Raw genomic sequence first — 24,911 nt, 5'->3', positions numbered from 1 at the left:
CGTCCCACCCTATGCGCCCCTCTCCCGCCCCACCCCGGCCCCGCCCCGGCCCCGGCCCGGCCCCCGCGGATGCCGAACCCACACGAAAAGACCGAACCCACACGTTCAGCGCGGAAAACCTTGTGGGTTCGCGCGCGAACGTGTGGGTTCGGCGGGGTTCGAAGCTGTGGTGTTACTTCGCGTCGTCCTCGGCGGGAGCGTCGACGATCGCGTCCTCGGCGGCGGCCTCAGCAGCAGCGCCCTCCTCGGGCGACTCCGCGCCGGCATCCGCAGCCGCGTCCGTCGACTCCTCCTCGACCTCGGGGGTCGGGGCCTCGGCAGCGTCCTCAGCGGGCGTCTCCTCGGCAGGTGCAGCTTCGGCCGGTGCGGCTGCCGGGGCAGCCTTCTTGGCCGACTTCGGCTTCGGGTTCACCGGCTCGAGCACGAGCTCGATGACCGCCATGGGCGCGTTGTCGCCCTTGCGGTTGCCGATCTTGGTGATGCGGGTGTAGCCACCCGCGCGGTCGGCGACCAGCGGCGCGATCTCGGTGAACAGGATGTGCACGACTTCCTTGTCACCGATGACCGAGAGGACGCGGCGACGAGCGTGCAGGTCTCCGCGCTTGGCGAAGGTGATCAGGCGCTCGGCGAGCGGACGCAGGCGCTTGGCCTTGGTCTCGGTCGTCTGAATCGACTTGTGGGTGAACAGCGCGGCGGCGAGGTTCGCAAGCAGCAGACGTTCGTGGGCGGGGCCGCCTCCGAGGCGGGGACCCTTGGTGGGCTTGGGCATGTCAGTTACTCCAGGAAAAGTCGGTCAGGATGCCGCGGCATCCATCACAGGTACCGGTCAGACGGTCTCGTCGTCGTAGCCGCCGTAGAAGTGTGCGCCGTCGAACCCGGGAACCGAGTCCTTCAGCGACAGTCCGAGCGAAACGAGCTTGTCGCGCACCTCGTCGACCGACTTCTGGCCGAAGTTGCGGATGTTCATGAGCTGCGTCTCCGAGAGGGCGACGAGCTCCGAGACGGTGTTGATGCCCTCGCGCTTGAGGCAGTTGTACGAGCGGACCGACAGGTCGAGGTCCTCGATGGGCATCGACAGCTCGTTCGACATGACGGTCTCGACGGGCGCGGGGCCGATCTCGATACCCTCGGCCTCGACGTTCAGCTCGCGGGCCAGACCGAACAGCTCCGTCAGGGTGCGTCCTGCCGAGGCGACGGCGTCACGCGGGGCGATCGAAGCCTTGGTCTCGACATCCAGCACGAGCTTGTCGAAGTCGGTGCGCTCACCGGCACGGGTCGCGTCGACCCGGTAGCTGACCTTGAGCACCGGCGAGTAGATCGAGTCGATCGGGATCTGACCGCTTTCGGCGTACTCGTTGCGGTTCTGCGTGGCCGACACGTAACCGCGGCCGCGCTCGATCGTGAGCTCGAGCTCGAACTTCGCGGTCTCGTTGAGGGTCGCGATCACGAGCTCGGGGTTGTGCACCTCGACACCGGCGGGCGCGGAGATGTCAGCGGCGGTGACCTCACCGGCGCCGGTCTTGCGCAGGTACGCGGTGATGGGCTCGTCGCGCTCGCTCGAGACGACCAGCTGCTTGATGTTGAGGATGATCTCGGTGACATCCTCCTTCACACCCGGAATGGTGCTGAACTCGTGCAGCACGCCGTCGATGCGGATGCTGGTGACGGCGGCGCCGGGGATCGACGACAGGAGGCTGCGACGCAGCGCGTTACCGATCGTGTAACCGAAGCCGGGCTCAAGCGGCTCGATGACGAAACGGCTGCGGAACTCCCCGATCTTCTCCTCGGTCAGAGTGGGACGCTGTGCGATGAGCACGATGTGTTCCTTTCGATCACGTGCCCGCTATATGACACGTGCAATGGGTGAGGTGTTGAGTTTTTCTCGGGGGACGCCGGGGCGCGGCGCAGTCGCCTGCGCCCCGGCATCCGAATGCTTCACCCGGGAGGCGATGAGCCGGCCCGGAACGGGGCTGTCGTCAGACGCGGCGACGCTTGGGCGGGCGGCAGCCGTTGTGCGCCTGAGGCGTGACGTCCTGGATCGAACCGACCTCGAGGCCGGCGGCCGTCAGCGAGCGGATCGCGGTCTCACGACCCGAACCCGGTCCCTTGACGAAGACGTCGACCTTCTTGACGCCGTGCTCCTGCGCCTGGCGGGCAGCAGACTCGGCGGCCATGCCGGCGGCGTAGGGCGTCGACTTGCGCGAGCCCTTGAAGCCGACGCCACCCGAGGAGGCCCAGCTGATCACCGCGCCGGAGGGGTCGGTGATCGAGACGATCGTGTTGTTGAACGTCGACTTGATGTGGGCCTGGCCCACGGCGATGTTCTTCTTCTCCTTGCGGCGCGGCTTGCGCGCTGCGGACTTGGGGGTAGCCATGTGCGTTTTCTCCTAAACCTTCCGCGCCTTACTTCTTTCCGGCCTTCTTCTTGCCGGCGACGGTGCGCTTGGGACCCTTGCGGGTACGCGCGTTCGTCTTGGTGCGCTGACCGCGCACGGGAAGGCCGCGGCGGTGACGCAGGCCCTCGTAGGAGCCGATCTCGACCTTGCGGCGGATGTCGGCGGCGACCTCGCGACGGAGGTCACCCTCCACCTTGTAGGTGCCTTCGATGTAGTCGCGGAGGGCGACGAGCTGGTCGTCGCTGAGGTCCTTCACGCGGATGTTCTCGTCGATCTCAGTCGCGGCGAGGATCTCGTGCGAGCGGGTGCGACCGATTCCGTAGATGTAGGTGAGCGCGATCACCACGCGCTTGTCGCGCGGGATGTCGACACCGGCAAGACGTGCCATGTCGGTTCTCTCTTTCCCCACAGGTATCGCTGTGGAGTCTGTCGGAGGTGTGGAGCAGGATCGGTGCCCGGGCCTCCGTCCCGAGGTGTCCCCCGCCTCCGGCATCCGGATGCGGGTTCTGACCCTGCCTGTATGTGTGGAGTTATACGTTCTGGGGCCGCGGCGGACGCGGCATCCGTTCAGCCCTGGCGCTGCTTGTGGCGCGGGTTGGACTTGCAGATCACCATCACGTTGCCGTGGCGGCGGATGACCTTGCAGTGGTCGCAGATGGGCTTGACGCTCGGGTTGACCTTCATGGTGTTTCCTGTTCGCTGTCTTCGCCGGGCGGATGCCGCAGCATCCGGGGCGTTACTTCTCGACCGGCCTAGCGGTAGCGGTAGACGATGCGGCCGCGGGTGAGGTCGTAGGGCGAGAGCTCCACGACGACGCGGTCCTCGGGGATGATGCGGATGTAGTTCTGCCGCATCTTGCCCGAGATCGTTGCGAGCACCTTGTGTCCGTTGGTCAGCTCAACGCGGAACATCGCGTTGGGCAGCGCCTCGGACACTGTGCCTTCGATCTCGATGACACCGTCTTTTTTGGCCATAGCCTCGCTCACGCTTGTGCAGACCGGTCGGTCTGCGGTGGATGGGAGTCGGTGCCGCGCTCGCCCTTGCGGGGTAGCCCACCCGGACACGCCAAGGTAGGCGCAAAGCACCAAAGATCAATAGTACGTGATAGGACACCCCCCGGCAACCTCGGGCGTGTCGCCCCTCCGAACCCCGGGCCGCGGGCCGCGAGCCGCGAGCCGCGAACCCACGTGTTCGGCATCCAGCCCACACGATCCGCCGCGCGAACGGTGTGGGTTCGGCGCGTGGACTGTGGGTTCGGCGGACGCGACCGCGCGCGGGCTTCGGGTTCGACGCGGGCGGAGCAGACGCGCTAGCGCGAGGGACGGATGCCGAACTCGGCCAACCGCCGTCCAAGGGTCACCGGTGCAGCGAGATGCTGCATCCCCCACCGCACCAGGGGGCGGTGCGTCGTCGCGCGGATCCAGTCTTCACGCTCCTTCTCCGCTCGCACCACCTCCCATGGCGTGTGCTCGCCTCGCCACCGGGCATCCGTGTACTTGCCCTCGCCGTCGAACTCACCCCAGGCACCTACTTCGTCGAGTCCGAAGTCGACGAAGTAGGTGCGGGAGGAGTCTGTGAGTCGCACCTGCAGCCGCGGGGGCGCGAACCCGAGGTCGTGCAGCAGGAGCCGGCTCATGCTCTCGCCGGGCAGCTGCGCCCGTCCGTCCGCGAAGGTGTTGATCCACCGCGCTTGACGGATGCCGCGTCCTCCCCGCGCACGGGTGATGCGCTCCGCCATTGCGTCCGTCCATTCGGAAGCCGCGACCTCGTCGTAGACGTGATCCTCTGGATCCCAAGCGACCAGGTGCAGTGCGGCATCCGCGATAGCCAGCGCGCTTGCCAGCGGTAGAGTGCGCGCGACATCGAATACCGTGCGCGCCAGGGACGTGCACGGAACACCGGCGATCACGGTGATGTCTTCCGGTGGCACGCTCACCTCATGCCGCGCAACGCCCCGGGCACGGCGTACGACGCCGTTGTGGCGCGCGTCGCTGACGTGGACGGCATCCGGAATGTAGCGAAACAGCGGCAGGCCCCACAGCGCTGCCGCGGATGCGTGCGAGAAGGGCGCACTGGATGTCGTCCGTCGGGAGTTCACTGCCGCAACGGCCCGCAGGTGCCTGTCTTCGATGAACCCGTCGTTGTCGGCGGCTCGCACATACCGCCCGGAGTGCAGCCGGATCAGCTCGCCATCAACCTGCCGCGCGGCGATGAATGCGGGACTACCCTCGCGCTCGAGTCGTTCACGCGTGACGATGGCGGCACGCGCAGCCCGCACTCGGTCAAGGCTCTGCGGTACGGCATCCATCCACGCAGTCTCATCCGCGGGCGCGGCGCTTCACCCCCTTGGCCCGCTGATGTGACACAACCTCACCGGGCCGCGGCCTGGGGAGGAACCCTCGCGCCGCACCACACCCGCGCGAACCCACAGATCGCCGCCCGGGCCCACAGGACTCAACGACAGAATCCTGTGGGCTTGGACCGAGAAGTGTGGGCTAGGCGGCAAGGGGACGGCGTCGGCAGCGCCGCGTCAGACTCCCTGCCGAGCCGCGCGGCGCCGGATGGCGACGAGGAGGAGTCCACCCAGAAGCAGCGCGCCGGCAGCCCATGGCAGCACGGGGATGCCTGTGGACTCGACGGTTCCGCCCGTCGCGGCGAGCCCTGTGACTTCGAGGTACTGCCAGCCGATCACGGCGCCGGTCGAGTCCGTCACGACCAGGCGGTGCGTCCCAGCGGCGAGACCCGCGGGCACTGTGAACGTCACAGAGCCGGATGCCGACACAGTCGCCTGCCCGAGGTACGTGGGGGTCGAGAAGACCCATCCGTCCACGAGCTGGCCCGCGTACGCGGTTCCGACGACGATCGTGATGGTCTCGCCGGCGACGGCAGTGTTCGGCGCCTGGATCTGGTTCTGCGTCTGCGGCGTGAGCGCCGACTCGGACGGCGCCACCGGGTCGCCGACGGGTGTGAGGCCGCCGCCCGACCCGGAATCGCCACCACCCGAGCCGCCGGAGCCCCCGCCCGAGGTGGTGCAGACGATCGTCGCCTCCCGGATCGAGTATCCATCCGTCTCGCTGTCGTCGGCGTAGAAGACCGGAGCGTGTCCGTCGGCGCACAGTGCCGAACCGATGGCGAAGCCCTCGTTCGCGATGTTCTCGGCCATGCCCGACGGCGCCTCGTACGACGAAGTCACCTGGAACGTGCCTGCCAAGGGTCCGTCCTCGGCGATCGTCAGGACCGCGGTCTGCCCGTCGCACGCGTCATCGCACGCCGCCCACAGCAGGCCGGTCGACGCGTCGTAGAAGACGTCGGCAACGACAGCGAGCTTGGGGTCGATCGTCGCGACGAGCGCGGCCGATCCATCGCTTATCAGCGCAACGGCGTAGATGCGTGCGGTGCCTTCGACGCCCACGAAGAACAGTCCGTCGCCGTGACCGGCGTAACGGGTGGGGTCGTACGCCTCCCCCGTGGCCTCATCGACCAGTCCCCCGGCGACCAGCGCCGAGTCAGGGATCCAGGTGATTCCCTCCAGTCCCTGGTTGGCTGCCAGCGTCGGCAGCAGGTTCGCGAGGTTCCATTCCGCGGATGCCGTCAGCGTCGTGCCGGATGCCGAGACGTCGTAGAGCAGGACTGAGGGCCGGCTGCCGCCGCCATCGTTGTTGCGCTCGCTCGCGACGTAGATTCCGGATGCGGAGGATCCGACGAAGCCGACGCCTTCGGCATCCACCGTGCCGCCGCCGTCCGGGTAGACGAGCTCCTTGCCCTGGGCCCACTCACCGGCGACGGGCACCCAGGCTGCACTGTTCCACTCGAGCTTGTAGAGCAGGCCGTCGCCGTTCTGGACGGCCCACAGCGTCCCACGTCCGTCGCCGGTGGCCTCGTAGGCGAGTCCGCTCAGGTCGCCGCCGAACTGGTTCTCCACAGAAACGGTCGTCACGCCCTGCCCACCTGGCCATGCGGTGGCGGCGACGATTCCGACGCACTCGTTCATTGCCCCCTTGGTGACCGACTGCGAGATCTCGAACGCGCCGAGGCCATCCGGGCACCTCGCCCACGAGGTGGGAGCATGCTCGCTCCAGCTGACGCTGCCCAGCAGCGTCGTGCCGTCAGCAGCGAATAGACGCGCCTCGTCCGCGCCGCCCAGCCCGAAGCCGCCTTCGCCATCGACGTCGACGGCGAGGTAGGTACCCGGCGCCATCGTCGTGCCGTCGGCAATCACGATCTCGCTCGTGTCCTTGTTATCGCGCAGGACGTATCCGGAGACATCCACTGACTCGTCGCCGATGTTCACCAACTCGACCCAGTCGACAGGGTCCGCGTCCTTCGAGTCGACCTCGTTGATGCGCACCGGCGAGCAGTCGTTGGCGGCATCCTTCGTCGGCGAGAACGTCAGGACGAACTCCCCCGTGCCGTCGGGGCAGCGGCCGTACGTCGTTCTCTCGGCGTGGTCCTCCCACGCGTAGCTGTCGACGAGGGTCTCTCCGCCGGGCAGGTACAGGCGTGCGGTGTCGGGGTTGCCGAGTCCGAACGCGTCAGGATCGACGTCGGTCACCACGGCGAGGAAGCCGCCCGGAGCGAGCAAGGTCCCCGGAGCGATCACGAACGCGTGCTCATCGACGTTGTCGCGCAGGATCCAGCTGGTGAGGTCGACCGTCACGTCTCCCGTGTTGTGCAGCTCGATCCAGTCGCCGGGCTCGCCGCCCGAGGACTCGACCTCGTTGATGACGACGTCTTGCCAGCCGGCCGGCGGCGGGCAGTCGTTGGCCGCGCCCGGGGTGGGCGCTTCGGTCTCTCCGAAGGCGCCGACAGCATCCGGGCACCGGCCCCAGGTCTCGTCGGCGGTGGCCGTCCAGCTCGTCTCGTCGATCAGCGTGGTGCCGTCCGCTGCGAATAGGCGGGCGCTGTCGGCTCCGCCGAGCCCGCTGGTCTCGACGACGACGTATCCGCCGGCCGGCACGATCGAGGTCGCTGCGATGGTGGTCTTCGGCTCCCCGGCGTCAGCGATCACCAGACCGGTCATGTCGATTGCCGTAGCCGTCGGGTTGTAGATCTCGACCCAGTCCGCGCCCTCGCCGGAGGACTCGACCTCGTTGAGGACGAGCTCGCCGACCGGGTTGACCTCGGGGCAGTCGTTGGCGGCGCCAGGGGTGGCGGTGACGTTCATGACGAACTCGCCGGTCGCGTCGGGGCACCGACCCCACGAGGGGTCGGCGTGGGTGTCAGCGGTCCACTGCGTCTCGTCGACAAGGGTGACCCCGTCTGCAAGGAAGAGGCGGAACTGGTCGCCCTTGCCGAGACCGAAGCCGAAGTGCGTCCCGTTGGTCAGCACAACGTAGCCGCCGGCCGGGACGATGGTCCCTGAGGGGAGAACGTCCTCGCGCGGGCTGCTGTCGTCCACGTGCCACCCCGAGATGTCGACGTCCGCATCACCGGTGTTGTGGATCTCGGCCCAGTCATCGGGGTCGGACGAGACCTCCGTGATGAGGATGCCGTCAGCACCGACCGGTCGGACGCAGTCGTTTACGGCACCGGGGGTCGCGGTCGCGGTCATCTCGAAGGCGCCGGTCACGTCGGGGCAGCGTCCCCAGGACGGCGCGGCGTGGGTGTCCGCGGGCCACGCCGTCTCGTCGACGAGAGTCGTGCCGTCCTCGAGGTACAGGTGGAACTGATCACCGTCACCGAGGCCGAACGCGAAGTGCGTGCCGTTCTGAAGCACGAGGTAGCCGCCCGCCGGAACGATCGTGCCCTCGGGCAGCGGTGCCAGCGCGTCGACCTTGGCGTCGCGGACCATCCATCCCGAGATGTCGACGGGCGTCGTGCCGTCATTGTGCAGCTCGACCCAGTCGGCCGGCTCACCCTGCGACGTGACCTCGTTGATCGTGATGTTGTCGGGCCCCGCAGTAGCCGGGCAGTCGTTGGCAGCACCGGGCGTGGCGGTCTCCGTCAGACCGAACTCACCGGTTCCGTCCGGGCAGCGACCCCAGGTGGTCGCAGGTTTGCTCGTGAAGGCGTACTCGTCGACGATCGTGCCGTCCGGGAGCGCAACGTGTACCTCGTCACCGCTCTTGCCCAACCCGAAGTCGAAGTGATCTTTGTTCGAAAGCACGAGGTATCCACCCGCCGGGACGACGAGGCCGGCCCGCAACGTGGAGGTGTTCTTGTCGTCCCGCACGATCCATCCGCTGATGTCGACATCCGTGTCACCCGTGTTTGCGAGCTCGACCCAGTCTTCGGCTACCGCGTCGTCGGGTTGGATCTCGTTGATCACCACCGACGGGATCTCGATCGGATCCGCGCTTGCTGCTCCCGGCACCGCCACGGCGAAGGAGAGCCCGAGAATCACGGACAGGACGGCGGCGAGGCGTCGGCGCATGGCGAGTACTCCTGCAGGTCGGTGCGGGGGATGGCGCGCCGATGTGTCGGGTCAGGGACCCCGGGACGGGCGCTCGCCCAGCCTCACGACTCCAGGCAAAGAAGCGGTGAACGGGTTGCGAACCGGGGGTGGTCGCTCGGTGTCACCCCTGATAACCGCGGCATCGGACACGGCGAGGGCTCCTGCAGCCACCGTGGCAGGCACCCGGCAGACACCGCGGCGCCCCGGGGAACGGTATCCCCGGGGCGCCGGCGCACGATGAGCGCGTGTGGGCGGAGGCCTCAGTTCAGCCGATTGACGATGTCGGCGTTCACGTCACCGGTCAGTGCGATGTACTCGCCGTTGATCACGAGAGTCGGGGTTCCCTGCCCACCCTCGGGGCTGGTCGGGATCTCTCGGGTCTGCGTTGCGACGAAGTCCACGTACGTGCGATCGGTGACACACTCGTCGATGCCCGTGACACCCGCGTCGGCGGCGAGGTCGATGAGCTCCTGGTCGGTCGGTCCCGCCCCGGTGACGTCGGCGGTGAGCAGCGTCTGCGAGAACGCGTAAGCGGCGTCGGCATCCTGCGTCGCGATGCAGTACAGCGCGCTGGCCGAGCGCTCCGAAAAGTCCGTGCCGGATGCGGCATTCAGGCCGGAGAGCGCGACAGGATGCAGATTGAGGGTGATGTCTCCCGACGTGACGAGCTCGTCGAGCGTCGGCCCATACACGTCTTCGAAGTCCTGGCAGTGCGGGCAGTAGAAGTCGAACCAGACGTCGACCTCGTTCGAGCCTTCGCCGACCACGATCGCTCCGGTCGACGTGTTGATGCCCGGCCCCTCGGGGACAGCACCCGGAGCGCTGGCCGCATTGTTCATCCACACCACGAGGGCGCCGATCAGAACGAGAGCCGCGACGACCGCGACGCTGATCCAGATCGCGAAGTAGTTGTTCTTTTTCGCCGGTGCTGCCATTTCCTGTTCCTCCGGATGCTGTGTCCGGCCGGCTCGTCGCCGGCTCTCGCCTCTCAGGCCCCCGCGATCGGCTGCGGAGTGACGCCGAACGGAGCAAGCTCCGCGGCGCCGCCATCGGGTGCGGTCAGCACCCAGATACCACCATCGTGCACGGCGACGCTATGTTCCCAATGTGAACCGTCTGTGCCGTCGACGGTGGACACCGTCCAGTCGTCGTCCTCGACGAAGGTTGCCTGGTCGCCCGCGACGACCATCGGCTCGATGGCGAGGACCAGCCCGGGGCGCACCTCGGCTCCCGGATCGCTCGTGCGGTAGTTGAACACGGGCGGTGCCTCGTGCATCTTCCGCCCGATGCCGTGACCGATGTAGTCCCGCAGAATGCCGTACCCGCCCTCCGGGGCGTGGGTTTTGACGTAGCCCTCGATCGCCGCGCCGACCTCGCCCACGTGGGACGCCGTCGCGAGCGCCGCGATCCCGGCCCACAACGAGCCGCGTGTCACCTCCGAGAGCCGCTCACGAGCAGCTACCAGCTCGGGGCGTTCCGCATCGGGCAGGACGATCGTGATGGCGGAGTCGCCGTTCCAGCCCCGGTACTCGGCGCCGGCATCCACGGACAGGATGTCGCCCGGTTGCAGCACGTAATCACCAGGGATGCCGTGGACGACCTGCTGGTTCACCGACGCGCACACGGTGTGACGGTAGCCACGCACGAGCTGGAAGTTCGAACGGGCGTCGCGAGCGGTGATGACCGCGGATGCCGCAGCGTCGAGCTCAATCGTTCTGACACCCGGCACCGCAAGCGCGCGGACCGCATCGAGCGCGGCGGCGGTGATCAGTCCAGGTTCGACCATCGCCCGCAGCTGAGCGGGGGTCTTGTAGATCGATCGACGCAGCACGGCGCCCGGTCAGCCGGTGATGCCGCGCGCAGACAGCGCCGCGGCGATGCGATCGGCGATCTCGTCGAGTGAGCCGACGCCGTCGATGGTGTCGACGATGCCCCGCTCGCGGTAGACATCGAGAATCGGTGCTGTCTCGCGCTCGTAGATCGCGAGACGGTTCGCGATGACCTCTTCGGTGTCATCCGTACGGCCTTGGTCGATGGCGCGCTGCGTGAGCCGGGCGATCGACTCGTCGCGCGGGACCGAAAGCTCGATCACGGCATCCAGCGACTCACCCCGGCCCTCGAGGAAGGCGTCGAGGTCGCCGACCTGGCCGAGATTGCGGGGATACCCGTCGAGGAGGAAACCATTGCCGGCGTCGTCCTGGGCGAGGCGGTCGCGCACGATCTCGCTGGTCAGCGAGTCCGGCACCAGGTCTCCGGCCTCGATGATCGCTTTGACCTGCTGTCCGAGCGGAGTGCCGTCCTTGACGTTCGCGCGGAAGACGTCTCCCGTCGAGATCACCGGGATCGACAGCGCTTCTCCGATTCGGACGCCCTGCGTCCCCTTCCCCGAGCCCTGCGGACCGACGATGAGAAGGCGAGCGGAGGGGAGGTCGGCGGAGCGCGTCATCGGAGGAGCCCTTCGTAGTGTCGCTGCTGCAGCTGCGCATCGATCTGCTTCACGGTCTCAAGACCCACACCGACGATGATGAGGATCGATGCGCCGCCGAACGGGAAGTTCTGGTTGGCACCGACAAGTGCCAGCGCGAACAGCGGAAGCAGCGCGATCAGACCGAGGTAGAGCGAGCCCGGCAGCGTGATGCGGGTGAGCACGTAGTCGAGGTACTCGGCGGTGGGGCGGCCCGCACGGATGCCGGGAATGAACCCGCCGTACTTCTTCATGTTGTCGGCGACCTCGACCGGGTTGAACGTGATCGCGACGTAGAAGTACGTGAAGCCGACGATGAGCAGGAAGTACACGATCATGTAGATCGCGCTGTCACCGTTCGTGAGGTTGTTGCTGATCCACACGACCCACGGTGCGGCCTCTTGGCCCGGCTGCGGCTGGTTGAACTGCGCGATCAGTGCCGGGATGTACAGCAGCGACGAGGCGAAGATGACGGGCACGACGCCGGCCATGTTGACCTTGATCGGAATGTAGGTGTTGGTTCCGCCGTAGGTGCGACGGCCCACCATCCGCTTGGCGTACTGCACCGGGATGCGGCGCTGGGACTGCTCCACGAACACCACCAGCCCGACCACCACGATGCCGACAGCCAGGACGAGCAGGAAGGTCTCGAATCCGCGCGACTGCCAGATCGCCCACAGCGAGGCGGGGAAGGCGGCGGCGATCGAGGTGAAGATGAGGATCGACATGCCGTTACCGATGCCGCGCTCGGTCACGAGCTCCGCGAACCACATGATGAGGCCGGTACCGGCGGTCATCGTGATGATCATGAGCAGCTGCGCCCACCACGCGTCGTTGGTGAGCAGCTGCTCGCACTCGGGGATACCCGTGGTGCCGAACAGCTGACCGCTGCGCGCGACGGTCACAAGCGTCGTGGACTGCAGAAGAGCGAGCGCGATCGTGAGGTACCGCGTGTACTGGGTGAGCTTGGCCTGCCCGGCCTGGCCCTCCTTGTAGAGAGCCTCGAAGTGCGGGATGACCACACGCAGCAGCTGCACGATGATCGTCGCCGTGATGTAGGGCATGACACCGAGGGCGAAGATCGACAGCTGCAGCAGCGCGCCACCCGAGAACAGGTTGACAAGAGCGAGCAGTCCCTCGGTGCCGCTGGAGTCGCGCAGACACTGCTGCACGTTCGGGAAGTCCACGAACGGTGTGGGCACATGCGCACCCAGGCGATAGAGGGCGATGATGGCCAGGGTGAACCCGATCTTGCGACGAAGGTCGGGAGTGCGGAACACCCGCGCGATGGCGCTGAACAAGAGGATTCCTCCAAGGGGATGCCGACACGCTCGGGCGCGCCAACGTCCAGGCTAACCGAAGGAGGGGCCGGAGATGTCTCCGGCCCCTCCTTTCAGGTACTACTCCGCCGACGCAGCGGTCGCGACGGACCCGCCAGCGGCGACGATCTTCTGCTGGGCCGAACCCGAGACCTTGTCGACCGTGACGGTGAGCTTCACCGAGATGTCGCCGTCGCCGAGGACCTTGACCTTCTCGTTCTTGCGCACCGCACCCTTGGCGACGAGGTCGCTCACGGTGACGTCTCCACCCTGGGGGTAGAGCTCGGCGAGCGTCGACAGGTTCACGACCTGGTACTCGACGCGGAACGGGTTCTTGAATCCGCGCAGCTTCGGGGTACGCATGTGCAGCGGCATCTGCCCACCCTCGAAGCCCACCTTGACCTGGTAACGGGCCTTCGTGCCCTTGGTGCCACGGCCTGCGGTCTTGCCCTTGGATCCTTCACCGCGACCCACACGGGTCTTCGCGGTGTTGGCGCCGGGAACCGGACGAAGGTGGTGCACCTTGAGCACGCCGGGGCGCGTCGCGGGAACGACATCCTTCTTCGCCGCAGCAGCCTTGGCCGGAGCCTTCTTGGCGGGAGCGGCCTTCTCTGCCGGCGCATCGGCGGCGGCCTTGGCCGGAGCCTTGCGCGCGGGAGCCTTCTTCTCGGCGGGCGCATCCGACGCGGCCTTGGCCGGAGCCTTGCGCGCCGGGGCCTTCTTCGGAGCCTCAGCCACAGCTTCTGCGGCCTCGACCTTCTCGCCCGCACTGAGCTTGGACGAAGTGTTGTCTGCCATTAGTCGATCTCCTCAACCTTCACGAGGTGAGCGACGGTCTTGACGTACCCGCGCGTCTGCGCGTCGTCGGGCCGGACGACGGAGTCGCCGATCCGCTTGAGACCGAGCGAACGCAGCGTGTCCCGCTGGTTCTGCTTCTCACTCACCTTGGACTTGACCTGCGTGACCTTCAGTCGAGCAGCCATCAGGCACCTACCTTCTGCGCGGCCGTTGCCTCAGCCTCGGCACGGACCAGACGAGCCGGCGCGACCTGATCGAAGTCGAGACCGCGACGAGCGGCGACCGAACGCGGCTCCTCGAGCTGCTGGAGCGCCTCGACGGTCGCGTGGACGATGTTGATCGTGTTCGACGAGCCGAGCGACTTGGACAGCACGTCGTGGATGCCGGCGCACTCGAGCACGGCGCGAACCGGACCACCGGCGATAACACCGGTACCGGCGGCGGCGGGGCGCAGCAGCACGACGCCGGCGGCTGCCTCACCCTGCACGGGGTGCGGGATGGTGGAGCCGGAGCGCGGGACACGGAAGAAGTTGCGCTTGGCCTCTTCGACACCCTTCGAGATCGCCAGGGGCACCTCGCGGGCCTTCCCGTAGCCGACACCGACCACGCCGTTGCCGTCACCGACGACCACGAGGGCGGTGAAGCTGAAGCGACGTCCACCCTTCACGACCTTCGACACGCGGTTGATCGTGACGACGCGCTCCAGGAACTGGTTGTCGCCCCGGTCACGCGACCCGCGGTCACGGTTGGGGTTGCGCTCGCGGCTGCCCCGGCGCGGCTCGCGCTCGCGCTCGGTCGTCGCCGCGGCCTCGGCCGCCGGCTGCTCCGTCGTGCCTTCGGCAGTGGTCACGTCGTTCTCCACGTTGTTGTTGTTCTCGGTCACAGGTTCAGACCTCCCTCGCGGGCGCCGTCGGCGATCGCCGCGACCCGTCCCGCATAGCGGTTGCCACCGCGGTCGAACACGACATCCGAGACCCCAGCCGCCTTCGCGCGCTCGGCGACGAGCTCGCCGACCTTGCGTGCCTTCGCGGTCTTGTCACCGTCGAACCCGCGCAGGTCGGTCTCGAGAGTGGATGCCGAGGCGAGCGTGTGGCCCTGGCTGTCGTCGACGACCTGCACGAACACGTGACGGGCAGAACGGGTGACGACCAGGCGCGGACGCTCGGCGGTGCCGACGACCTTCTTGCGAAGGCGGGCGTGACGACGCGCGCGCGCGTCGGACTTCGTCTTCACGGTCATGGTTACTTACCAGCCTTTCCGGCCTTGCGACGCACGACCTCGCCGGCGTAGCGAATGCCCTTGCCCTTGTAGGGTTCCGGCTTGCGGATCTTTCGGATGTTGGCGGCGACCTCACCGACGGCCTGCTTGTCGATGCCGCTCACGGTGACCTTGTTGTTGCCCTCGACCGTGAAGCTGATGCCGGTCGGCGGCTCGACGAGCACGGGGTGCGAGAAGCCGAGGGCGAACTCGATCGAACTGCCCTTCTGCGCCACGCGGTAACCGGTGCCGACGACCTCGAGGCCCTTGGTGTAGCCCTGGGTCACGCCAATGATGTTGTTGTTGATCAGAGTGCGGGTCAGGCCGTGCAGCGAACGCGACTCGCGCTCGTCGTCGGGACGGGTGACGAGCACCTGACCCTCTTCGACCTTCACTTCGATGGGGCGCGCGACGGTGAGCGAAAGCTCACCCTTCGGGCCCTTGACGGCGACATCCTGGCCCTCGACCGTGATGGTCACGCCGGCGGGGATGTCGATGGGAAGACGTCCAATACGCGACATGTCAGATCACCACACGTAGGCGAGGACTTCCCCACCCACGCCCTTCTGCTCGGCCTGACGGTCGGTGAGAAGACCGGAGGAGGTGGACAGGATCGCAACGCCGAGGCCGCCGAGAACGGTGGGGATCTCGGTGGACTTCGCGTACACGCGCAGACCGGGCTTCGACACGCGCTTGATGCCCGCGATCGAACGCTCCCGGTTGGGGCCGTACTTGAGGGTCATGGTCAGGGTCTGGCCCACGCGGGCGTCCTCGACCGACCAGTCCGAGATGTAGCCCTCCTGCTTGAGGATCTCGGCGATGTGCGTCTTGAGCTTCGAGCTCGGCAGCGACACGGAGTCGTGGTGCGCCGAGTTCGCGTTGCGCAGCCGGGTCAGCATGTCTGCGACCGGGTCTGTCATGGTCATGGGGTTCTTCTTTCTTTCACCAGGTTTCGACGCCCGTTACGCGGACGCCGACCTGTGGTGGCGAAGGCCCGGAGGTCCCGGGACTTCAGGGGAGGATCAGGCCTGCTGCTCGGCGCTGCGGAACGGGAAGCCGAGGTGACGCAGGAGGGCACGGCCTTCGGCATCCGTCTTGGCGGACGTGACGATCGTGATGTCGAAGCCTCGGACGCGATCGATCTTGTCCTGGTTGATCTCGTGGAAGATCGACTGCTCCTGCACGCCGAACGTGTAGTTGCCGTTGCCGTCGAACTGCTTGTCCGAGAGGCCACGGAAGTCACGGATGCGGGGCAGCGCGAGGCTCACGAGACGGTCGATGAACTCCCACGCACGGTCGCCACGGAGGGTGACGTGCGCGCCGATGGCCTGCCCCTCGCGCAGCTTGAACTGCGCGATGGACTTGCGGGCCTTCGTGACGACCGGCTTCTGACCGGTGATCTTCGTGAGGTCGTCGACCGCACCATCGATCACCTTGCTGTCACGAGCTGCCTCGCCGACACCGGTGTTCACGACGACCTTGACCAGGCCGGGGATCTGCATGACGTTCGCGTAACCGAACTCGTCCTGCAGCGCCTTCTTGATCTCGCCGTTGTACTTCTGCTTGAGGCGAGGCTGGATTTTGCCAGTCTCGACGGCAGTTGCAGTGCTCATGTTCAGAGGTCCTTGCCTGACTTCTTCGCGTAGCGCACGCGGACCGTGCGCTTGACGCCGTCCTTGACCTGCTCCTCGACCCGGTGACCGACCCGCGTGGGCTTCTTGGTCTCGGGGTCCACGAGCTGGACGTTGGAGATGTGGATCGGCGCCTCGATGGTCTCGATGCCGCCGGTCTTGGTTCCGCGCTGGGACTGGCCCACGCGGGTGTGCTTGGTGACGTAGTTCACGCCCTCGACGATGACGCGGTCCTGTTCGGTCAGCACCTCGAGAACCGTGCCCTGCTTGCCGCGGTCGCCGCCGCGCTCCGGGGTCGGACCCGAGATGACCTGGACCAGGTCACCCTTCTTGATGTTCGCCATGGGTTACAGCACCTCCGGGGCGAGCGAGACGATCTTCATGAACTTCTTGTCGCGAAGCTCACGGCCGACCGGCCCGAAGATACGGGTGCCACGGGGCTCCCCGTCGTTCTTCAGGATGACGGCGGCGTTCTCGTCGAACTTGATGTAGGAACCGTCGGGACGACGGGTCTGCTTGACCGTGCGCACCACGACCGCCTTGACGACGTCGCCCTTCTTGACGTTGCCGCCGGGGATCGCGTCCTTGACGGTTGCGACGATGATGTCGCCGAGACCGGCGTACCGACGGTTCGAGCCGCCGAGCACGCGAATGGTCAACAGCTCCTTCGCGCCGGTGTTGTCCGCCACCTTGAGGCGGGATTCGTTCTGAATCATCGGTTACTTCGCCTTCTCGAGGATCTCGACCAGGCGCCAGCGCTTCGTGGCGCTCAGCGGACGGGTCTCGTTGATGAGGACGAGGTCACCGACGCCGGCGGTGTTCGCCTCGTCGTGGGCCTTCACCTTGGACGTGCGGCGGATGACCTTGCCGTAGAGGGGGTGCTTCACGCGGTCCTCGACCTCGACGACGATCGTCTTGTCCATCTTGTCCGACACGACGTAACCGCGGCGGGCCTTGCGGTAGCCACGGGCGTTGGGGTCACGCACGTCGTGCTCAGCGTGCTCGTGTCCGACCTCGACCGGAGCCTCGACCGTCTCCTCAGCGGCGGCCTTGGCGGGAGCCTTCTTGGCAGGCGCCTTCTTGGCCGGAGCCTTCTCGGTGGTGTTCTCTGTGGTGGCCATCACTCAGCCTCCTCCTTGGCGGCGGCGTCGTCATCCGACTTCGCGGCATTCGTCTTGCGAGCCTTGGTCGCCTTCTCGACGGGCGTGGGCGTGGCACGGATGCCGAGCTCGCGCTCGCGGATGACGGTGTACAGCCGCGCGATGTCGCGCTTGACCGCACGGATGCGGCCGTGGCTGTCGAGCTGACCCGTGGCCGACTGGAAGCGCAGGTTGAACAGCTCTTCCTTGGCCTTGCGCAGCTCCTCGACCAGGCGCTGGTCTTCGAACGTGTCCAGCTCGCTCGGGGCGAGCGTCTTGGTGCCGATCGCCATTACGCGTCGCCCTCCTCGCGCTTGATGATGCGTGCCTTCAGGGGCAGCTTGTGGATGGCACGGGTCAGGGCCTCACGAGCGAGCTGCTCGTTGACGCCGGCGACCTCGAACAGGACGCGACCCGGCTTGACGTTTGCGACCCACCACTCCGGCGAGCCCTTACCCGAACCCATGCGGGTTTCTGCGGGCTTCTTGGTGAGCGGACGGTCGGGGTAGATGTTGATCCACACCTTTCCACCACGCTTGATGTGACGGGTCATCGCGATACGAGCGGACTCGATCTGACGGTTGGTCACGTAAGCGGGGGTCAGGGCCTGAATGCCGAACTCACCGAACGACACCTTCGTGCCACCGGTGGCCTGACCATCGCGGCCCGGGTGGTGCTGCTTGCGGTACTTGACCTTGCGGGGGATGAGCATTATGCCGACGCTCCTTCTGCGACCGGGGCCTCAGCGGCGCGGTTGTCACGACGGGGGCCGCGACGGTCGCCACGCTCGCGCGCAGGCTTCTGGTTCGCCTGCTCGCGGGCCAGTTCCTTGTTGGTGAGGTCGCCCTTGTAGATCCAGACCTTCACGCCGATGCGACCGAAGGTGGTCTTGGCTTCGTAGAAGCCGTAGTCGATGTTCGCGCGCAGCGTGTGCAGGGGCACACGGCCTTCGCGGTAGAACTCCGACCGGCTCATCTCCGCGCCACCGAGGCGACCGGAGACCTGGATGCGGACACCCTTGGCGCCGGCACGCTGCGCACCCTGCAGACCCTTGCGCATCGCACGGCGGAACGCCACACGAGCAGACAGCTGCTCGGCGATGCCCTGCGCGACCAGCTGAGCGTCGGCCTCGGGGTTCTTGACCTCGAGGATGTTCAGCTGGATCTGCTTACCGGTGAGCTTTTCGAGGTCGGCGCGGATGCGCTCGGCCTCGGCTCCGCGGCGGCCGATCACGATGCCGGGGCGCGCGGTGTGGATGTCGACGCGGACGCGGTCACGCGTGCGCTCGATCTCGATGTTGCTGACGCCGGCGCGGTCGAGCTGCGTCTTGAGCAGACGACGGATCTTGATGTCCTCGGCCACGTAGTCGGCGTACCGCTGGCCCGGCTTCGTCGAATCCGAGAACCACCGCGACACGTGGTCGGTGGTGATGCCCAGGCGGAAGCCGTACGGGTTGACTTTCTGTCCCATTACTTGCTCGCCTTCTTGGTCTGGGAAGCGGGCGCGGTCTCGGCCACCTCGGGCGTCGCGAGGACGACCGTGATGTGGCTGGTGCGCTTCTTGATCTGGAATGCACGACCCTGCGCCCGCGGCTGGAACCGCTTGAGCGTCGTGCCCTCGTCGACATACGCGTTCTTGACGAACAGCGCACCCTCGTCGAAGTACGAGCCGTCGTTGTCGGCCTTCACGCGAGCGTTCGCGATCGCCGAAGCGACGAGCTTGTAGATCGGCTCGCTGGCGCCCTGCGGCGCGAACTTCAGGATCGCGAGGGCCTCTTCGGCCTGCTTGCCCTTGATGAGAGCGACGACACGACGAGCCTTCTGAGGGGTCACGCGGATGTGTCGCACGCGTGCGATGGACTCCACCATTTCTCTCTCCTCTTGCGCCCCCGCGTCAGCGGCGGCGGCCCTTCTTGTCGTCCTTCTCGTGGCCGCGGAAGGTGCGGGTGGGCGCGAACTCGCCCAGCTTGTGGCCGACCATGGTCTCGGTCACGAACACGGGGATGTGCTTGCGACCGTCGTGCACGGCGATCGTGTGTCCGAGCATGGCCGGGATGATCATCGAGCGACGCGACCAGGTCTTGATCACGTTCTTGGAGCCGGATTCGTTCTGGGAGACGACCTTGCGAAGCAGGTGCTCGTCGACGAAGGGGCCCTTCTTGAGACTGCGTGGCATCTTCTGTTCCTACCTACTTGCGCTTCTTGCCGGCCGTACGGCGGCGGACGATGAGCTTGTCGCTTTCCTTGTTGGCGTGGCGCGTACGGCCCTCCGCCTGACCCCACGGGGTCACGGGGTGACGTCCACCGGATGTCTTGCCCTCACCACCACCGTGCGGGTGGTCGACCGGGTTCATCGCGACACCGCGGACGGTGGGGCGAACGCCCTTCCAGCGCTTGCGACCGGCCTTACCCCAGTTGATGTTCGACTGCTCGGCGTTGCCGACCTCACCGATCGTCGCGCGGCAGCGGGCATCCACGTTGCGGATCTCACCTGAGGGCAGACGAAGCTGCGCGTAGGGACCGTCCTTGGCGACAAGACGCACCGCGGCGCCTGCCGAGCGGGCCATCTTCGCACCGCCGCCGGGACGCAGCTCGATGGCGTGCACCACGGTACCGGTGGGGATGTTGCGCAGCGGCAGGTTGTTGCCGGGCTTGATGTCAGCGGCCGGGCCGGACTCGACGATGTCACCCTGCTGCAGCTTGTTCGGCGCGAGGATGTACCGCTTCTCGCCGTCGACGTAGTGCAGCAGCGCGATGCGCGCGGTGCGGTTGGGGTCGTACTCGATGTGGGCGACCTTGGCGTCGATGCCGTCCTTGTCATTGCGACGGAAGTCGATGACGCGGTACTGACGCTTGTGTCCGCCACCGATGTGACGCGTGGTGATGCGGCCCTGGTTGTTGCGGCCGCCGGTCTTGGCGATGGGGCGAAGGAGCGACTTCTCGGGCGTCGATCGGGTGATCTCAGCGAAGTCCGCCACCGACGAGCCGCGGCGACCGGGGGTCGTGGGCTTGTACTTGCGAATTGCCATGTCTCTAGTCCTCTATCCCGACTGTCAGCCGACGGCCGTGAAGATGTCGATGGAGCCCGACTTCAGCGTGACGATGGCGCGCTTGGTGTCCTTGCGCTTGCCCATGCCGAAACGGGTGCGACGGGCCTTGCCGACGCGGTTGATCGTGTTGACCGAGGCCACCTTGACGCCGAAGATCTTCTCGATCGCGAGCTTGATCTCGGTCTTGGTCGCGCGGGGGTCCACGAGGAAGGTGTACTTGCCCTCGTCGATGAGCCCGTAGCTCTTCTCCGACACCACCGGCTTGAGGATGATGTCGCGCGGGTCCTTGTTGACAGCGGTCATGCCGAGACCTCCGAGGTAGCGCCCGTCTTCGACGCGACGAACGCGTCGTAAGCGGCCTTGGTGAAGACGATGTCGTCCGAGACGAGCACGTCGTAGGCGTTGAGCTGGTCGACGTAGAGCACGTGCACGTACGCGAGGTTGCGCACGCTCAGGATGCTGGTTTCGTCGTCGCGCGTGACGACCACGAGCACGTTCTTGGCCGGCGCAAGGTTGCCGAGGACCGCGACCGCGGCCTTGGTCGACGGTGCACCCTCGATGCCGAACGAGTCGACGATGTGCAGACGCTCACCGCGCGCACGGTCGCTGAGCGCACCGAGCAGAGCCGCGGCGATCATCTTCTTGGGGGTGCGCTGGCCGTAGTCACGGGGCTTGGGTCCGTGGACGATGCCACCGCCGGTCATGTGGGGCGCACGGATGGAACCCTGACGGGCGTTACCCGTGCCCTTCTGCTTGAAGGGCTTGCGGCCGGCACCGGAGACCTCGCCGCGACGCTTGGTCGAGTGCGTGCCCTGGCGCGCCGCGGCGCGCTGTGCCACGACGACCTGGTGGATGAGGGGGATGTTCGTCTTGACGTCGAACAGGGCGGCGGGCAGCTCCACGGAGCCTGCCTTCTTGCCGTCCGCCTTGTGGACGTCGAGCGCGAGAGTCGAGTCAGCCATGATCAGGCACCCTTCACTGCGTTGCGGACGTAGACGATGCGACCGCGCGCACCGGGAACAGCGCCCTTGACGAGCAGCAGTCCCTTCTCGGCGTCGACGGCGTGCACCGTGAGGTTGAGGACGGTGACACGCTCGCCACCCATGCGACCGGCCATGCGCATGCCCTTGAAGACACGGCTGGGCGTCGAGGACGCACCGATCGAGCCGGGCTTGCGGTGGTTGCGGTGCGCACCGTGCGAGGCCGAGACGCCCTTGAAGTTGTGACGCTTCATGACACCCGCGGTGCCCTTGCCCTTGCTCGTGCCGACGACGTCGACGAGCTGGCCCGCCTCGAACACGCCGTCGACGGTGAGCTCCTGACCGAGTGAGTAGTCAGCAGCATCCGCCGTGCGCACCTCGGCGAGGTGGCGGCGCGGGGTGACGCCGGCGGCCTCGAAGTGAGCCGAGAGCGGCTTGTTCACCTTGCGGGGGTCGATCTGGCCGTACGCGATCTGCACGGCGTTGTAGCCGTCCTTCTCGGGCGTGCGAACCTGGGTGACCACGTTGGGGGCCACCTCGATGACCGTGACGGGAACGAGCTTGCCGTTCTCGTCCCAGACCTGGGTCATGCCGAGCTTGGTGCCCAGCAGGCCCTTGGAAACCTTTTCGTTGATGTGTGCCATGGTCGAGGTCCTCAGAGCTTGATCTCGATGTTGACGTCGGCCGGCAGGTCAAGGCGCATCAGCGAGTCGACGGCCTTGGGCGTCGGGTCGATGATGTCGATCAGACGCTTGTGGGTGCGCATCTCGAAGTGCTCGCGGCTGTCCTTGTACTTGTGGGGCGACCGGATGACGCACACGACGTTCTTCTCGGTCGGAAGCGGCACGGGTCCTACCACCGTCGCGCCCGCTCGGGTAACGGTGTCGACGATCTTGCGCGCCGAGCTGTCAAGCCCCGCGTGGTCGTACGACTTCAGGCGAATGCGGATCTTCTGTCCCGCCATTGTCTGCTCACTCTCTTTTCTCGCGTCGTACCTCTGGGCCCCGATCGGTTCGGGGCACGGGCATTGGACGCACCGTGGCGCTCGCGCGCCGTGGCACTTCACTCCGCATAGTGCGGATGCTGCACCGCTGTTCTGATGTCAACCCGGAGGCTCTCGCATCCGGTCCCGCACGCGCGCCATCCTGCTTCTCCCCCATGCCGGATCGCTCCGGATGTCGGGTTCACAGGAATGCTGTGTGGGAAACGTGTTCTGCTGCCCGCGGCCTAGACTCTGCGCTCTCGCACGTTCTATGCACTGCCCTGGCAGTGATCCGGGCACACGTCAATGCGCACCGGAATGTGGAACCTGACTAGTCTACGTGCATCCCGGGCGTGTCGCAAACTCACGCAGGAGGTGCGGCGAATGCCCCGCGACACGACGAGAGCCCCCGCCGAAGCGGGGGCTCTCGATGAGATCGTGCGTGGGCGCTCAGGCGTCCTGGCGCTCGCGACGAGCCGCGAAGACCGTGACGAGCACGCCACCCAGCAGCAGCACGCCACCACCGATCCAGACCCCGAGCATCGAGCCCGCGTCGAAACCGGTCTCGGCCATCGAACCGCCCGACGAAGACGCCGTGATGGAGACGGAGGTGCTGTCACCGGACGACTGGCCCGCTGCGAGGAGCGTGTAGGTTCCGGTGGCGTTGGACGGCAGCGTGACCTCGACGGAGGCAGCCCCGGTGCCACTGGCCGCCTTGGTGATCGAGGCCGAGCTGACCGCGAACTTGACCATTGCGAGGGTTGCGCCGGCGCCGTTCTCACCCGTGAGCGTGAAGAGGACGCTTTCGTTCGGCGCGAAGCCGCTGAAGCTGAACGTCCCCGAACCGCCCGGTGCGATCGTGGTGGGACCACTGATCGGCGTCGGTGTGTAGGCGGAGGCAGCCGCGGGCGCAGCGATGATGGCGGCAGCTGCGATGGCTACCGCGGCGATCTTGGTGCGAAGGCTCTTCATGGTGTCTCCCCGAAGATTGATAAGTCTGCGTTTGTGGTGTGTACCGACATGCGGCGTGGGGGGCGTTGTGCGCGGAGGCAGCAGCTGCCTGGAACAGCCCTCGTCCTCCCCGAGTGCTCCCAGGCTACCCACAGTTTCGCCAATACCACAATCCGACGGCCATCACGGGACGCAATGTTCACCAACCCGAAACATCGCGATCGGCCTCCGGGCGCCGTGTTCGTCGCGCACAGACGGCAATCCGAAGCCCGCTGCCGGCTCGGATGAGGACTCTCTCATGGCATGCGAAGAGGGCCGCCCGCACAGCGGACGACCCTCTTCTCAAGGTTTCGAAGATTACTTCAGGATCTTCGTGACCGTGCCGGCGCCGACGGTGCGGCCACCCTCACGGATCGCGAATCCGAGACCCTCTTCCATGGCGATCGGCTGGATGAGCTCGACCGTCATGTCGGTGGTGTCGCCGGGCATGACCATCTCGGTGCCCTCGGGCAGCGTGATGACGCCGGTGACGTCGGTGGTGCGGAAGTAGAACTGCGGGCGGTAGTTCGTGAAGAACGGGTTGTGACGCCCACCCTCGTCCTTGGACAGGATGTACGCCGTGCCCTCGAAGTTGGTGTGCGGGGTGACCGAGCCGGGCTTGACGACGACCTGGCCGCGCTCCACGTCCTCACGCTTGGTGCCACGAAGCAGCAGACCACAGTTCTCACCGGCCCACGCCTCGTCGAGCTGCTTGTGGAACATCTCGATACCGGTGACGGTCGTCTTCTGCGTCGGGCGCAGACCCACGATCTCGACCTCGGAGTTGATGGCCAGGGTGCCACGCTCGGCACGGCCCGTGACGACGGTGCCACGACCGGTGATCGTGAACACGTCCTCGATGGGCATGAGGAACGGCTTGTCCTTGTCACGCACCGGGTCGGGGATGGACTCGTCGACGGCCTCCATGAGGTCGAGGATCGACTGCGTCCACTTCTCGTCACCCTCGAGAGCCTTCAGGCCCGAGACGCGGACGACGGGAGCGTTGTCGCCGTCGAAGTCCTGGCTGGAAAGCAGCTCGCGGACCTCGAGCTCGACGAGCTCCAGGATCTCCTCGTCGTCGACCATGTCGGCCTTGTTCAGCGCGACGAGCAGGTAGGGAACACCGACCTGCTTGGCGAGCAGAACGTGCTCACGGGTCTGCGCCATCGGACCGTCGGTGGCGGCGACCACGAGGATCGCGCCGTCCATCTGGGCAGCACCGGTGATCATGTTCTTGATGTAGTCGGCGTGACCCGGGGCGTCGACGTGCGCGTAGTGACGCTTCGGGGTCTCGTACTCGACGTGCGAGATGTTGATCGTGATACCGCGCTGACGCTCCTCGGGAGCCGAGTCGATCGACGCGAAGTCACGCTGCACGTTGGTGGCCGACGGGTACTTGTCGGCGAGCACCTTCGAGATCGCCGCGGTGAGCGTCGTCTTGCCGTGGTCAACGTGACCGATCGTTCCGATGTTCACGTGCGGCTTGGTCCGCTCGAACTTGGCCTTAGCCAC

34 protein-coding genes are annotated in these 24,911 nt (G+C 66.8%); all 34 read right to left on the bottom strand.

Annotated elements, in window-relative coordinates; genetic code table 11:
• Window positions 1–172: 172 nt before the first annotated feature.
• A complete protein-coding gene (rplQ, locus tag ACSGC5_RS11610; protein WP_434970771.1) occupies window positions 173–769 on the bottom strand; it encodes a 50S ribosomal protein L17 in 597 nt (198 codons plus the stop codon).
• Between the two features lie 57 nt (window positions 770–826).
• A complete protein-coding gene (locus ACSGC5_RS11605; protein ID WP_434970770.1) occupies window positions 827–1,816 on the bottom strand; it encodes a DNA-directed RNA polymerase subunit alpha in 990 nt (329 codons plus the stop codon).
• Between the two features lie 160 nt (window positions 1,817–1,976).
• Complete coding sequence (gene rpsK, locus ACSGC5_RS11600; RefSeq protein ID WP_228177304.1) at window positions 1,977–2,375, bottom strand: 30S ribosomal protein S11; 399 nt, start codon at window positions 2,373–2,375, stop codon at window positions 1,977–1,979.
• Between the two features lie 28 nt (window positions 2,376–2,403).
• Window positions 2,404–2,784, bottom strand: coding sequence for a 30S ribosomal protein S13 (rpsM, locus tag ACSGC5_RS11595; protein WP_434970769.1), 381 nt, complete (start codon window positions 2,782–2,784; stop codon window positions 2,404–2,406).
• Between the two features lie 179 nt (window positions 2,785–2,963).
• Window positions 2,964–3,080, bottom strand: coding sequence for a 50S ribosomal protein L36 (gene rpmJ / locus ACSGC5_RS11590; protein ID WP_022893853.1), 117 nt, complete (start codon window positions 3,078–3,080; stop codon window positions 2,964–2,966).
• A 68-nt stretch (window positions 3,081–3,148) separates the two neighbouring features.
• Window positions 3,149–3,370 carry a translation initiation factor IF-1 gene (infA, locus tag ACSGC5_RS11585; RefSeq protein ID WP_013583992.1) on the bottom strand — a complete coding sequence of 74 codons (222 nt, stop codon included), beginning with the start codon at window positions 3,368–3,370 and terminating at the stop codon, window positions 3,149–3,151.
• Window positions 3,371–3,705: 335 nt separating this feature from the next.
• Window positions 3,706–4,704 (bottom strand): hypothetical protein, encoded by a 999-nt coding sequence (locus ACSGC5_RS11580; RefSeq protein WP_434970768.1) that lies wholly within the window; start codon window positions 4,702–4,704, stop codon window positions 3,706–3,708.
• A 222-nt stretch (window positions 4,705–4,926) separates the two neighbouring features.
• Window positions 4,927–8,769 (bottom strand): lamin tail domain-containing protein, encoded by a 3,843-nt coding sequence (locus ACSGC5_RS11575; RefSeq protein WP_434970767.1) that lies wholly within the window; start codon window positions 8,767–8,769, stop codon window positions 4,927–4,929.
• 281 nt (window positions 8,770–9,050) lie between these two features.
• Entirely contained in the window at window positions 9,051–9,725 is a 675-nt protein-coding gene (locus tag ACSGC5_RS11570) for a DsbA family protein (protein ID WP_434970766.1), read from the bottom strand.
• 53 nt (window positions 9,726–9,778) lie between these two features.
• A complete protein-coding gene (gene map / locus ACSGC5_RS11565) occupies window positions 9,779–10,621 on the bottom strand; it encodes a type I methionyl aminopeptidase (protein WP_434970765.1) in 843 nt (280 codons plus the stop codon).
• 9 nt (window positions 10,622–10,630) lie between these two features.
• Window positions 10,631–11,236 (bottom strand): adenylate kinase, encoded by a 606-nt coding sequence (locus tag ACSGC5_RS11560; RefSeq protein ID WP_434970764.1) that lies wholly within the window; start codon window positions 11,234–11,236, stop codon window positions 10,631–10,633.
• Complete coding sequence (secY, locus tag ACSGC5_RS11555) at window positions 11,233–12,555, bottom strand: preprotein translocase subunit SecY (protein WP_434970763.1); 1,323 nt, start codon at window positions 12,553–12,555, stop codon at window positions 11,233–11,235. The genes ACSGC5_RS11560 and secY overlap by 4 nt, the downstream gene beginning before the upstream one ends.
• A 99-nt stretch (window positions 12,556–12,654) precedes the next feature.
• Window positions 12,655–13,371, bottom strand: coding sequence for a 50S ribosomal protein L15 (rplO, locus tag ACSGC5_RS11550; RefSeq protein ID WP_434970762.1), 717 nt, complete (start codon window positions 13,369–13,371; stop codon window positions 12,655–12,657).
• A complete protein-coding gene (gene rpmD / locus ACSGC5_RS11545) occupies window positions 13,371–13,556 on the bottom strand; it encodes a 50S ribosomal protein L30 (RefSeq protein ID WP_023954062.1) in 186 nt (61 codons plus the stop codon). Before rpmD ends, rplO begins: the two co-directional genes overlap by 1 nt.
• On the bottom strand, window positions 13,556–14,254 hold the full coding sequence (gene rpsE, locus ACSGC5_RS11540) for a 30S ribosomal protein S5 (protein ID WP_434970761.1): 699 nt from the start codon (window positions 14,252–14,254) through the stop codon (window positions 13,556–13,558). The genes rpmD and rpsE overlap by 1 nt, the downstream gene beginning before the upstream one ends.
• A complete protein-coding gene (gene rplR / locus ACSGC5_RS11535) occupies window positions 14,251–14,610 on the bottom strand; it encodes a 50S ribosomal protein L18 (RefSeq protein ID WP_434970760.1) in 360 nt (119 codons plus the stop codon). Before rplR ends, rpsE begins: the two co-directional genes overlap by 4 nt.
• 2 nt (window positions 14,611–14,612) lie before the next feature.
• Window positions 14,613–15,149, bottom strand: coding sequence for a 50S ribosomal protein L6 (rplF, locus tag ACSGC5_RS11530; RefSeq protein ID WP_434970759.1), 537 nt, complete (start codon window positions 15,147–15,149; stop codon window positions 14,613–14,615).
• Between the two features lie 6 nt (window positions 15,150–15,155).
• Complete coding sequence (rpsH, locus tag ACSGC5_RS11525) at window positions 15,156–15,554, bottom strand: 30S ribosomal protein S8 (protein ID WP_179430951.1); 399 nt, start codon at window positions 15,552–15,554, stop codon at window positions 15,156–15,158.
• A gap of 96 nt (window positions 15,555–15,650) precedes the next feature.
• Entirely contained in the window at window positions 15,651–16,241 is a 591-nt protein-coding gene (gene rplE, locus ACSGC5_RS11520) for a 50S ribosomal protein L5 (RefSeq protein WP_434970758.1), read from the bottom strand.
• A gap of 2 nt (window positions 16,242–16,243) precedes the next feature.
• Complete coding sequence (rplX, locus tag ACSGC5_RS11515; protein WP_434970757.1) at window positions 16,244–16,603, bottom strand: 50S ribosomal protein L24; 360 nt, start codon at window positions 16,601–16,603, stop codon at window positions 16,244–16,246.
• A gap of 3 nt (window positions 16,604–16,606) precedes the next feature.
• Window positions 16,607–16,975 (bottom strand): 50S ribosomal protein L14, encoded by a 369-nt coding sequence (gene rplN / locus ACSGC5_RS11510; protein ID WP_434970756.1) that lies wholly within the window; start codon window positions 16,973–16,975, stop codon window positions 16,607–16,609.
• A gap of 3 nt (window positions 16,976–16,978) precedes the next feature.
• Window positions 16,979–17,245, bottom strand: a complete 267-nt coding sequence (gene rpsQ / locus ACSGC5_RS11505; protein ID WP_434970811.1) for a 30S ribosomal protein S17 — start codon at window positions 17,243–17,245, stop codon at window positions 16,979–16,981.
• A gap of 134 nt (window positions 17,246–17,379) precedes the next feature.
• On the bottom strand, window positions 17,380–17,691 hold the full coding sequence (rpmC, locus tag ACSGC5_RS11500; protein ID WP_434970755.1) for a 50S ribosomal protein L29: 312 nt from the start codon (window positions 17,689–17,691) through the stop codon (window positions 17,380–17,382).
• The gene (gene rplP, locus ACSGC5_RS11495) at window positions 17,691–18,110 is read right to left on the bottom strand and encodes a 50S ribosomal protein L16 (RefSeq protein ID WP_195692939.1); all 420 of its coding nucleotides are present in this window, start codon (window positions 18,108–18,110) and stop codon (window positions 17,691–17,693) included. The genes rpmC and rplP overlap by 1 nt, the downstream gene beginning before the upstream one ends.
• Window positions 18,110–18,868 carry a 30S ribosomal protein S3 gene (gene rpsC, locus ACSGC5_RS11490; RefSeq protein WP_195692938.1) on the bottom strand — a complete coding sequence of 253 codons (759 nt, stop codon included), beginning with the start codon at window positions 18,866–18,868 and terminating at the stop codon, window positions 18,110–18,112. The genes rplP and rpsC overlap by 1 nt, the downstream gene beginning before the upstream one ends.
• Window positions 18,868–19,266, bottom strand: a complete 399-nt coding sequence (rplV, locus tag ACSGC5_RS11485) for a 50S ribosomal protein L22 (protein WP_434970754.1) — start codon at window positions 19,264–19,266, stop codon at window positions 18,868–18,870. Before rplV ends, rpsC begins: the two co-directional genes overlap by 1 nt.
• 25 nt (window positions 19,267–19,291) lie before the next feature.
• Complete coding sequence (gene rpsS, locus ACSGC5_RS11480; RefSeq protein ID WP_194423760.1) at window positions 19,292–19,573, bottom strand: 30S ribosomal protein S19; 282 nt, start codon at window positions 19,571–19,573, stop codon at window positions 19,292–19,294.
• Window positions 19,574–19,586: 13 nt separating this feature from the next.
• Window positions 19,587–20,426: a 50S ribosomal protein L2 gene (gene rplB / locus ACSGC5_RS11475; protein ID WP_434970753.1), complete on the bottom strand. Its 840-nt coding sequence runs from the start codon at window positions 20,424–20,426 to the stop codon at window positions 19,587–19,589.
• A 24-nt stretch (window positions 20,427–20,450) separates the two neighbouring features.
• On the bottom strand, window positions 20,451–20,750 hold the full coding sequence (rplW, locus tag ACSGC5_RS11470) for a 50S ribosomal protein L23 (RefSeq protein ID WP_434970752.1): 300 nt from the start codon (window positions 20,748–20,750) through the stop codon (window positions 20,451–20,453).
• Window positions 20,747–21,409, bottom strand: coding sequence for a 50S ribosomal protein L4 (rplD, locus tag ACSGC5_RS11465; protein ID WP_434970751.1), 663 nt, complete (start codon window positions 21,407–21,409; stop codon window positions 20,747–20,749). The genes rplW and rplD overlap by 4 nt, the downstream gene beginning before the upstream one ends.
• 2 nt (window positions 21,410–21,411) lie before the next feature.
• The gene (rplC, locus tag ACSGC5_RS11460; RefSeq protein ID WP_434970750.1) at window positions 21,412–22,071 is read right to left on the bottom strand and encodes a 50S ribosomal protein L3; all 660 of its coding nucleotides are present in this window, start codon (window positions 22,069–22,071) and stop codon (window positions 21,412–21,414) included.
• Between the two features lie 11 nt (window positions 22,072–22,082).
• Window positions 22,083–22,391: a 30S ribosomal protein S10 gene (gene rpsJ / locus ACSGC5_RS11455; RefSeq protein ID WP_013584016.1), complete on the bottom strand. Its 309-nt coding sequence runs from the start codon at window positions 22,389–22,391 to the stop codon at window positions 22,083–22,085.
• 468 nt (window positions 22,392–22,859) lie between these two features.
• The gene (locus tag ACSGC5_RS11450; RefSeq protein ID WP_434970749.1) at window positions 22,860–23,381 is read right to left on the bottom strand and encodes a hypothetical protein; all 522 of its coding nucleotides are present in this window, start codon (window positions 23,379–23,381) and stop codon (window positions 22,860–22,862) included.
• 336 nt (window positions 23,382–23,717) lie between these two features.
• Window positions 23,718–24,911, bottom strand: a complete 1,194-nt coding sequence (gene tuf / locus ACSGC5_RS11445; RefSeq protein WP_434970748.1) for an elongation factor Tu — start codon at window positions 24,909–24,911, stop codon at window positions 23,718–23,720.

Origin of the sequence: Microbacterium sp. bgisy207 (assembly GCF_965345035.1) — a bacterium.
Taxonomy (GTDB): Bacteria; Actinomycetota; Actinomycetes; order Actinomycetales; family Microbacteriaceae; genus Microbacterium.
Note: the sequence above shows the minus strand (reverse complement) of the source record. Positions and strands in the feature narration are given on the sequence as shown.

What these genes read in the sequence shown, in the direction of transcription:
- rplR (WP_434970760.1), bottom strand. Translation starts at nt 14,610, where the DNA reads ATGACCGTGAAGACGAAGTCCGACGCGCGCGCGCGTCGTCACGCCCGC.
- ACSGC5_RS11575 (WP_434970767.1), bottom strand. Translation starts at nt 8,769, where the DNA reads ATGCGCCGACGCCTCGCCGCCGTCCTGTCCGTGATTCTCGGGCTCTCC.
- ACSGC5_RS11450 (WP_434970749.1), bottom strand. Translation starts at nt 23,381, where the DNA reads ATGAAGAGCCTTCGCACCAAGATCGCCGCGGTAGCCATCGCAGCTGCC.
- infA (WP_013583992.1), bottom strand. Translation starts at nt 3,370, where the DNA reads ATGGCCAAAAAAGACGGTGTCATCGAGATCGAAGGCACAGTGTCCGAG.
- rpsM (WP_434970769.1), bottom strand. Translation starts at nt 2,784, where the DNA reads ATGGCACGTCTTGCCGGTGTCGACATCCCGCGCGACAAGCGCGTGGTG.
- rpsS (WP_194423760.1), bottom strand. Translation starts at nt 19,573, where the DNA reads ATGCCACGCAGTCTCAAGAAGGGCCCCTTCGTCGACGAGCACCTGCTT.
- rplO (WP_434970762.1), bottom strand. Translation starts at nt 13,371, where the DNA reads ATGGCAGACAACACTTCGTCCAAGCTCAGTGCGGGCGAGAAGGTCGAG.
- rplQ (WP_434970771.1), bottom strand. Translation starts at nt 769, where the DNA reads ATGCCCAAGCCCACCAAGGGTCCCCGCCTCGGAGGCGGCCCCGCCCAC.
- rpmD (WP_023954062.1), bottom strand. Translation starts at nt 13,556, where the DNA reads ATGGCTGCTCGACTGAAGGTCACGCAGGTCAAGTCCAAGGTGAGTGAG.
- rpsH (WP_179430951.1), bottom strand. Translation starts at nt 15,554, where the DNA reads ATGACCATGACAGACCCGGTCGCAGACATGCTGACCCGGCTGCGCAAC.
- rplN (WP_434970756.1), bottom strand. Translation starts at nt 16,975, where the DNA reads ATGATTCAGAACGAATCCCGCCTCAAGGTGGCGGACAACACCGGCGCG.
- ACSGC5_RS11580 (WP_434970768.1), bottom strand. Translation starts at nt 4,704, where the DNA reads ATGGATGCCGTACCGCAGAGCCTTGACCGAGTGCGGGCTGCGCGTGCC.
- rplX (WP_434970757.1), bottom strand. Translation starts at nt 16,603, where the DNA reads ATGGCGAACATCAAGAAGGGTGACCTGGTCCAGGTCATCTCGGGTCCG.
- rplF (WP_434970759.1), bottom strand. Translation starts at nt 15,149, where the DNA reads ATGTCGCGTATTGGACGTCTTCCCATCGACATCCCCGCCGGCGTGACC.
- rplW (WP_434970752.1), bottom strand. Translation starts at nt 20,750, where the DNA reads ATGACCGCTGTCAACAAGGACCCGCGCGACATCATCCTCAAGCCGGTG.
- rplE (WP_434970758.1), bottom strand. Translation starts at nt 16,241, where the DNA reads ATGAGCACTGCAACTGCCGTCGAGACTGGCAAAATCCAGCCTCGCCTC.
- rpmC (WP_434970755.1), bottom strand. Translation starts at nt 17,691, where the DNA reads ATGGCGATCGGCACCAAGACGCTCGCCCCGAGCGAGCTGGACACGTTC.
- rpmJ (WP_022893853.1), bottom strand. Translation starts at nt 3,080, where the DNA reads ATGAAGGTCAACCCGAGCGTCAAGCCCATCTGCGACCACTGCAAGGTC.
- rpsC (WP_195692938.1), bottom strand. Translation starts at nt 18,868, where the DNA reads ATGGGACAGAAAGTCAACCCGTACGGCTTCCGCCTGGGCATCACCACC.
- rpsJ (WP_013584016.1), bottom strand. Translation starts at nt 22,391, where the DNA reads ATGGCGGGACAGAAGATCCGCATTCGCCTGAAGTCGTACGACCACGCG.
- ACSGC5_RS11560 (WP_434970764.1), bottom strand. Translation starts at nt 11,236, where the DNA reads ATGACGCGCTCCGCCGACCTCCCCTCCGCTCGCCTTCTCATCGTCGGT.
- rplC (WP_434970750.1), bottom strand. Translation starts at nt 22,071, where the DNA reads ATGGCACACATCAACGAAAAGGTTTCCAAGGGCCTGCTGGGCACCAAG.
- rplP (WP_195692939.1), bottom strand. Translation starts at nt 18,110, where the DNA reads ATGCTCATCCCCCGCAAGGTCAAGTACCGCAAGCAGCACCACCCGGGC.
- rplB (WP_434970753.1), bottom strand. Translation starts at nt 20,426, where the DNA reads ATGGCAATTCGCAAGTACAAGCCCACGACCCCCGGTCGCCGCGGCTCG.
- rplV (WP_434970754.1), bottom strand. Translation starts at nt 19,266, where the DNA reads ATGGTGGAGTCCATCGCACGCGTGCGACACATCCGCGTGACCCCTCAG.
- rpsK (WP_228177304.1), bottom strand. Translation starts at nt 2,375, where the DNA reads ATGGCTACCCCCAAGTCCGCAGCGCGCAAGCCGCGCCGCAAGGAGAAG.
- ACSGC5_RS11570 (WP_434970766.1), bottom strand. Translation starts at nt 9,725, where the DNA reads ATGGCAGCACCGGCGAAAAAGAACAACTACTTCGCGATCTGGATCAGC.
- rplD (WP_434970751.1), bottom strand. Translation starts at nt 21,409, where the DNA reads ATGGCTGACTCGACTCTCGCGCTCGACGTCCACAAGGCGGACGGCAAG.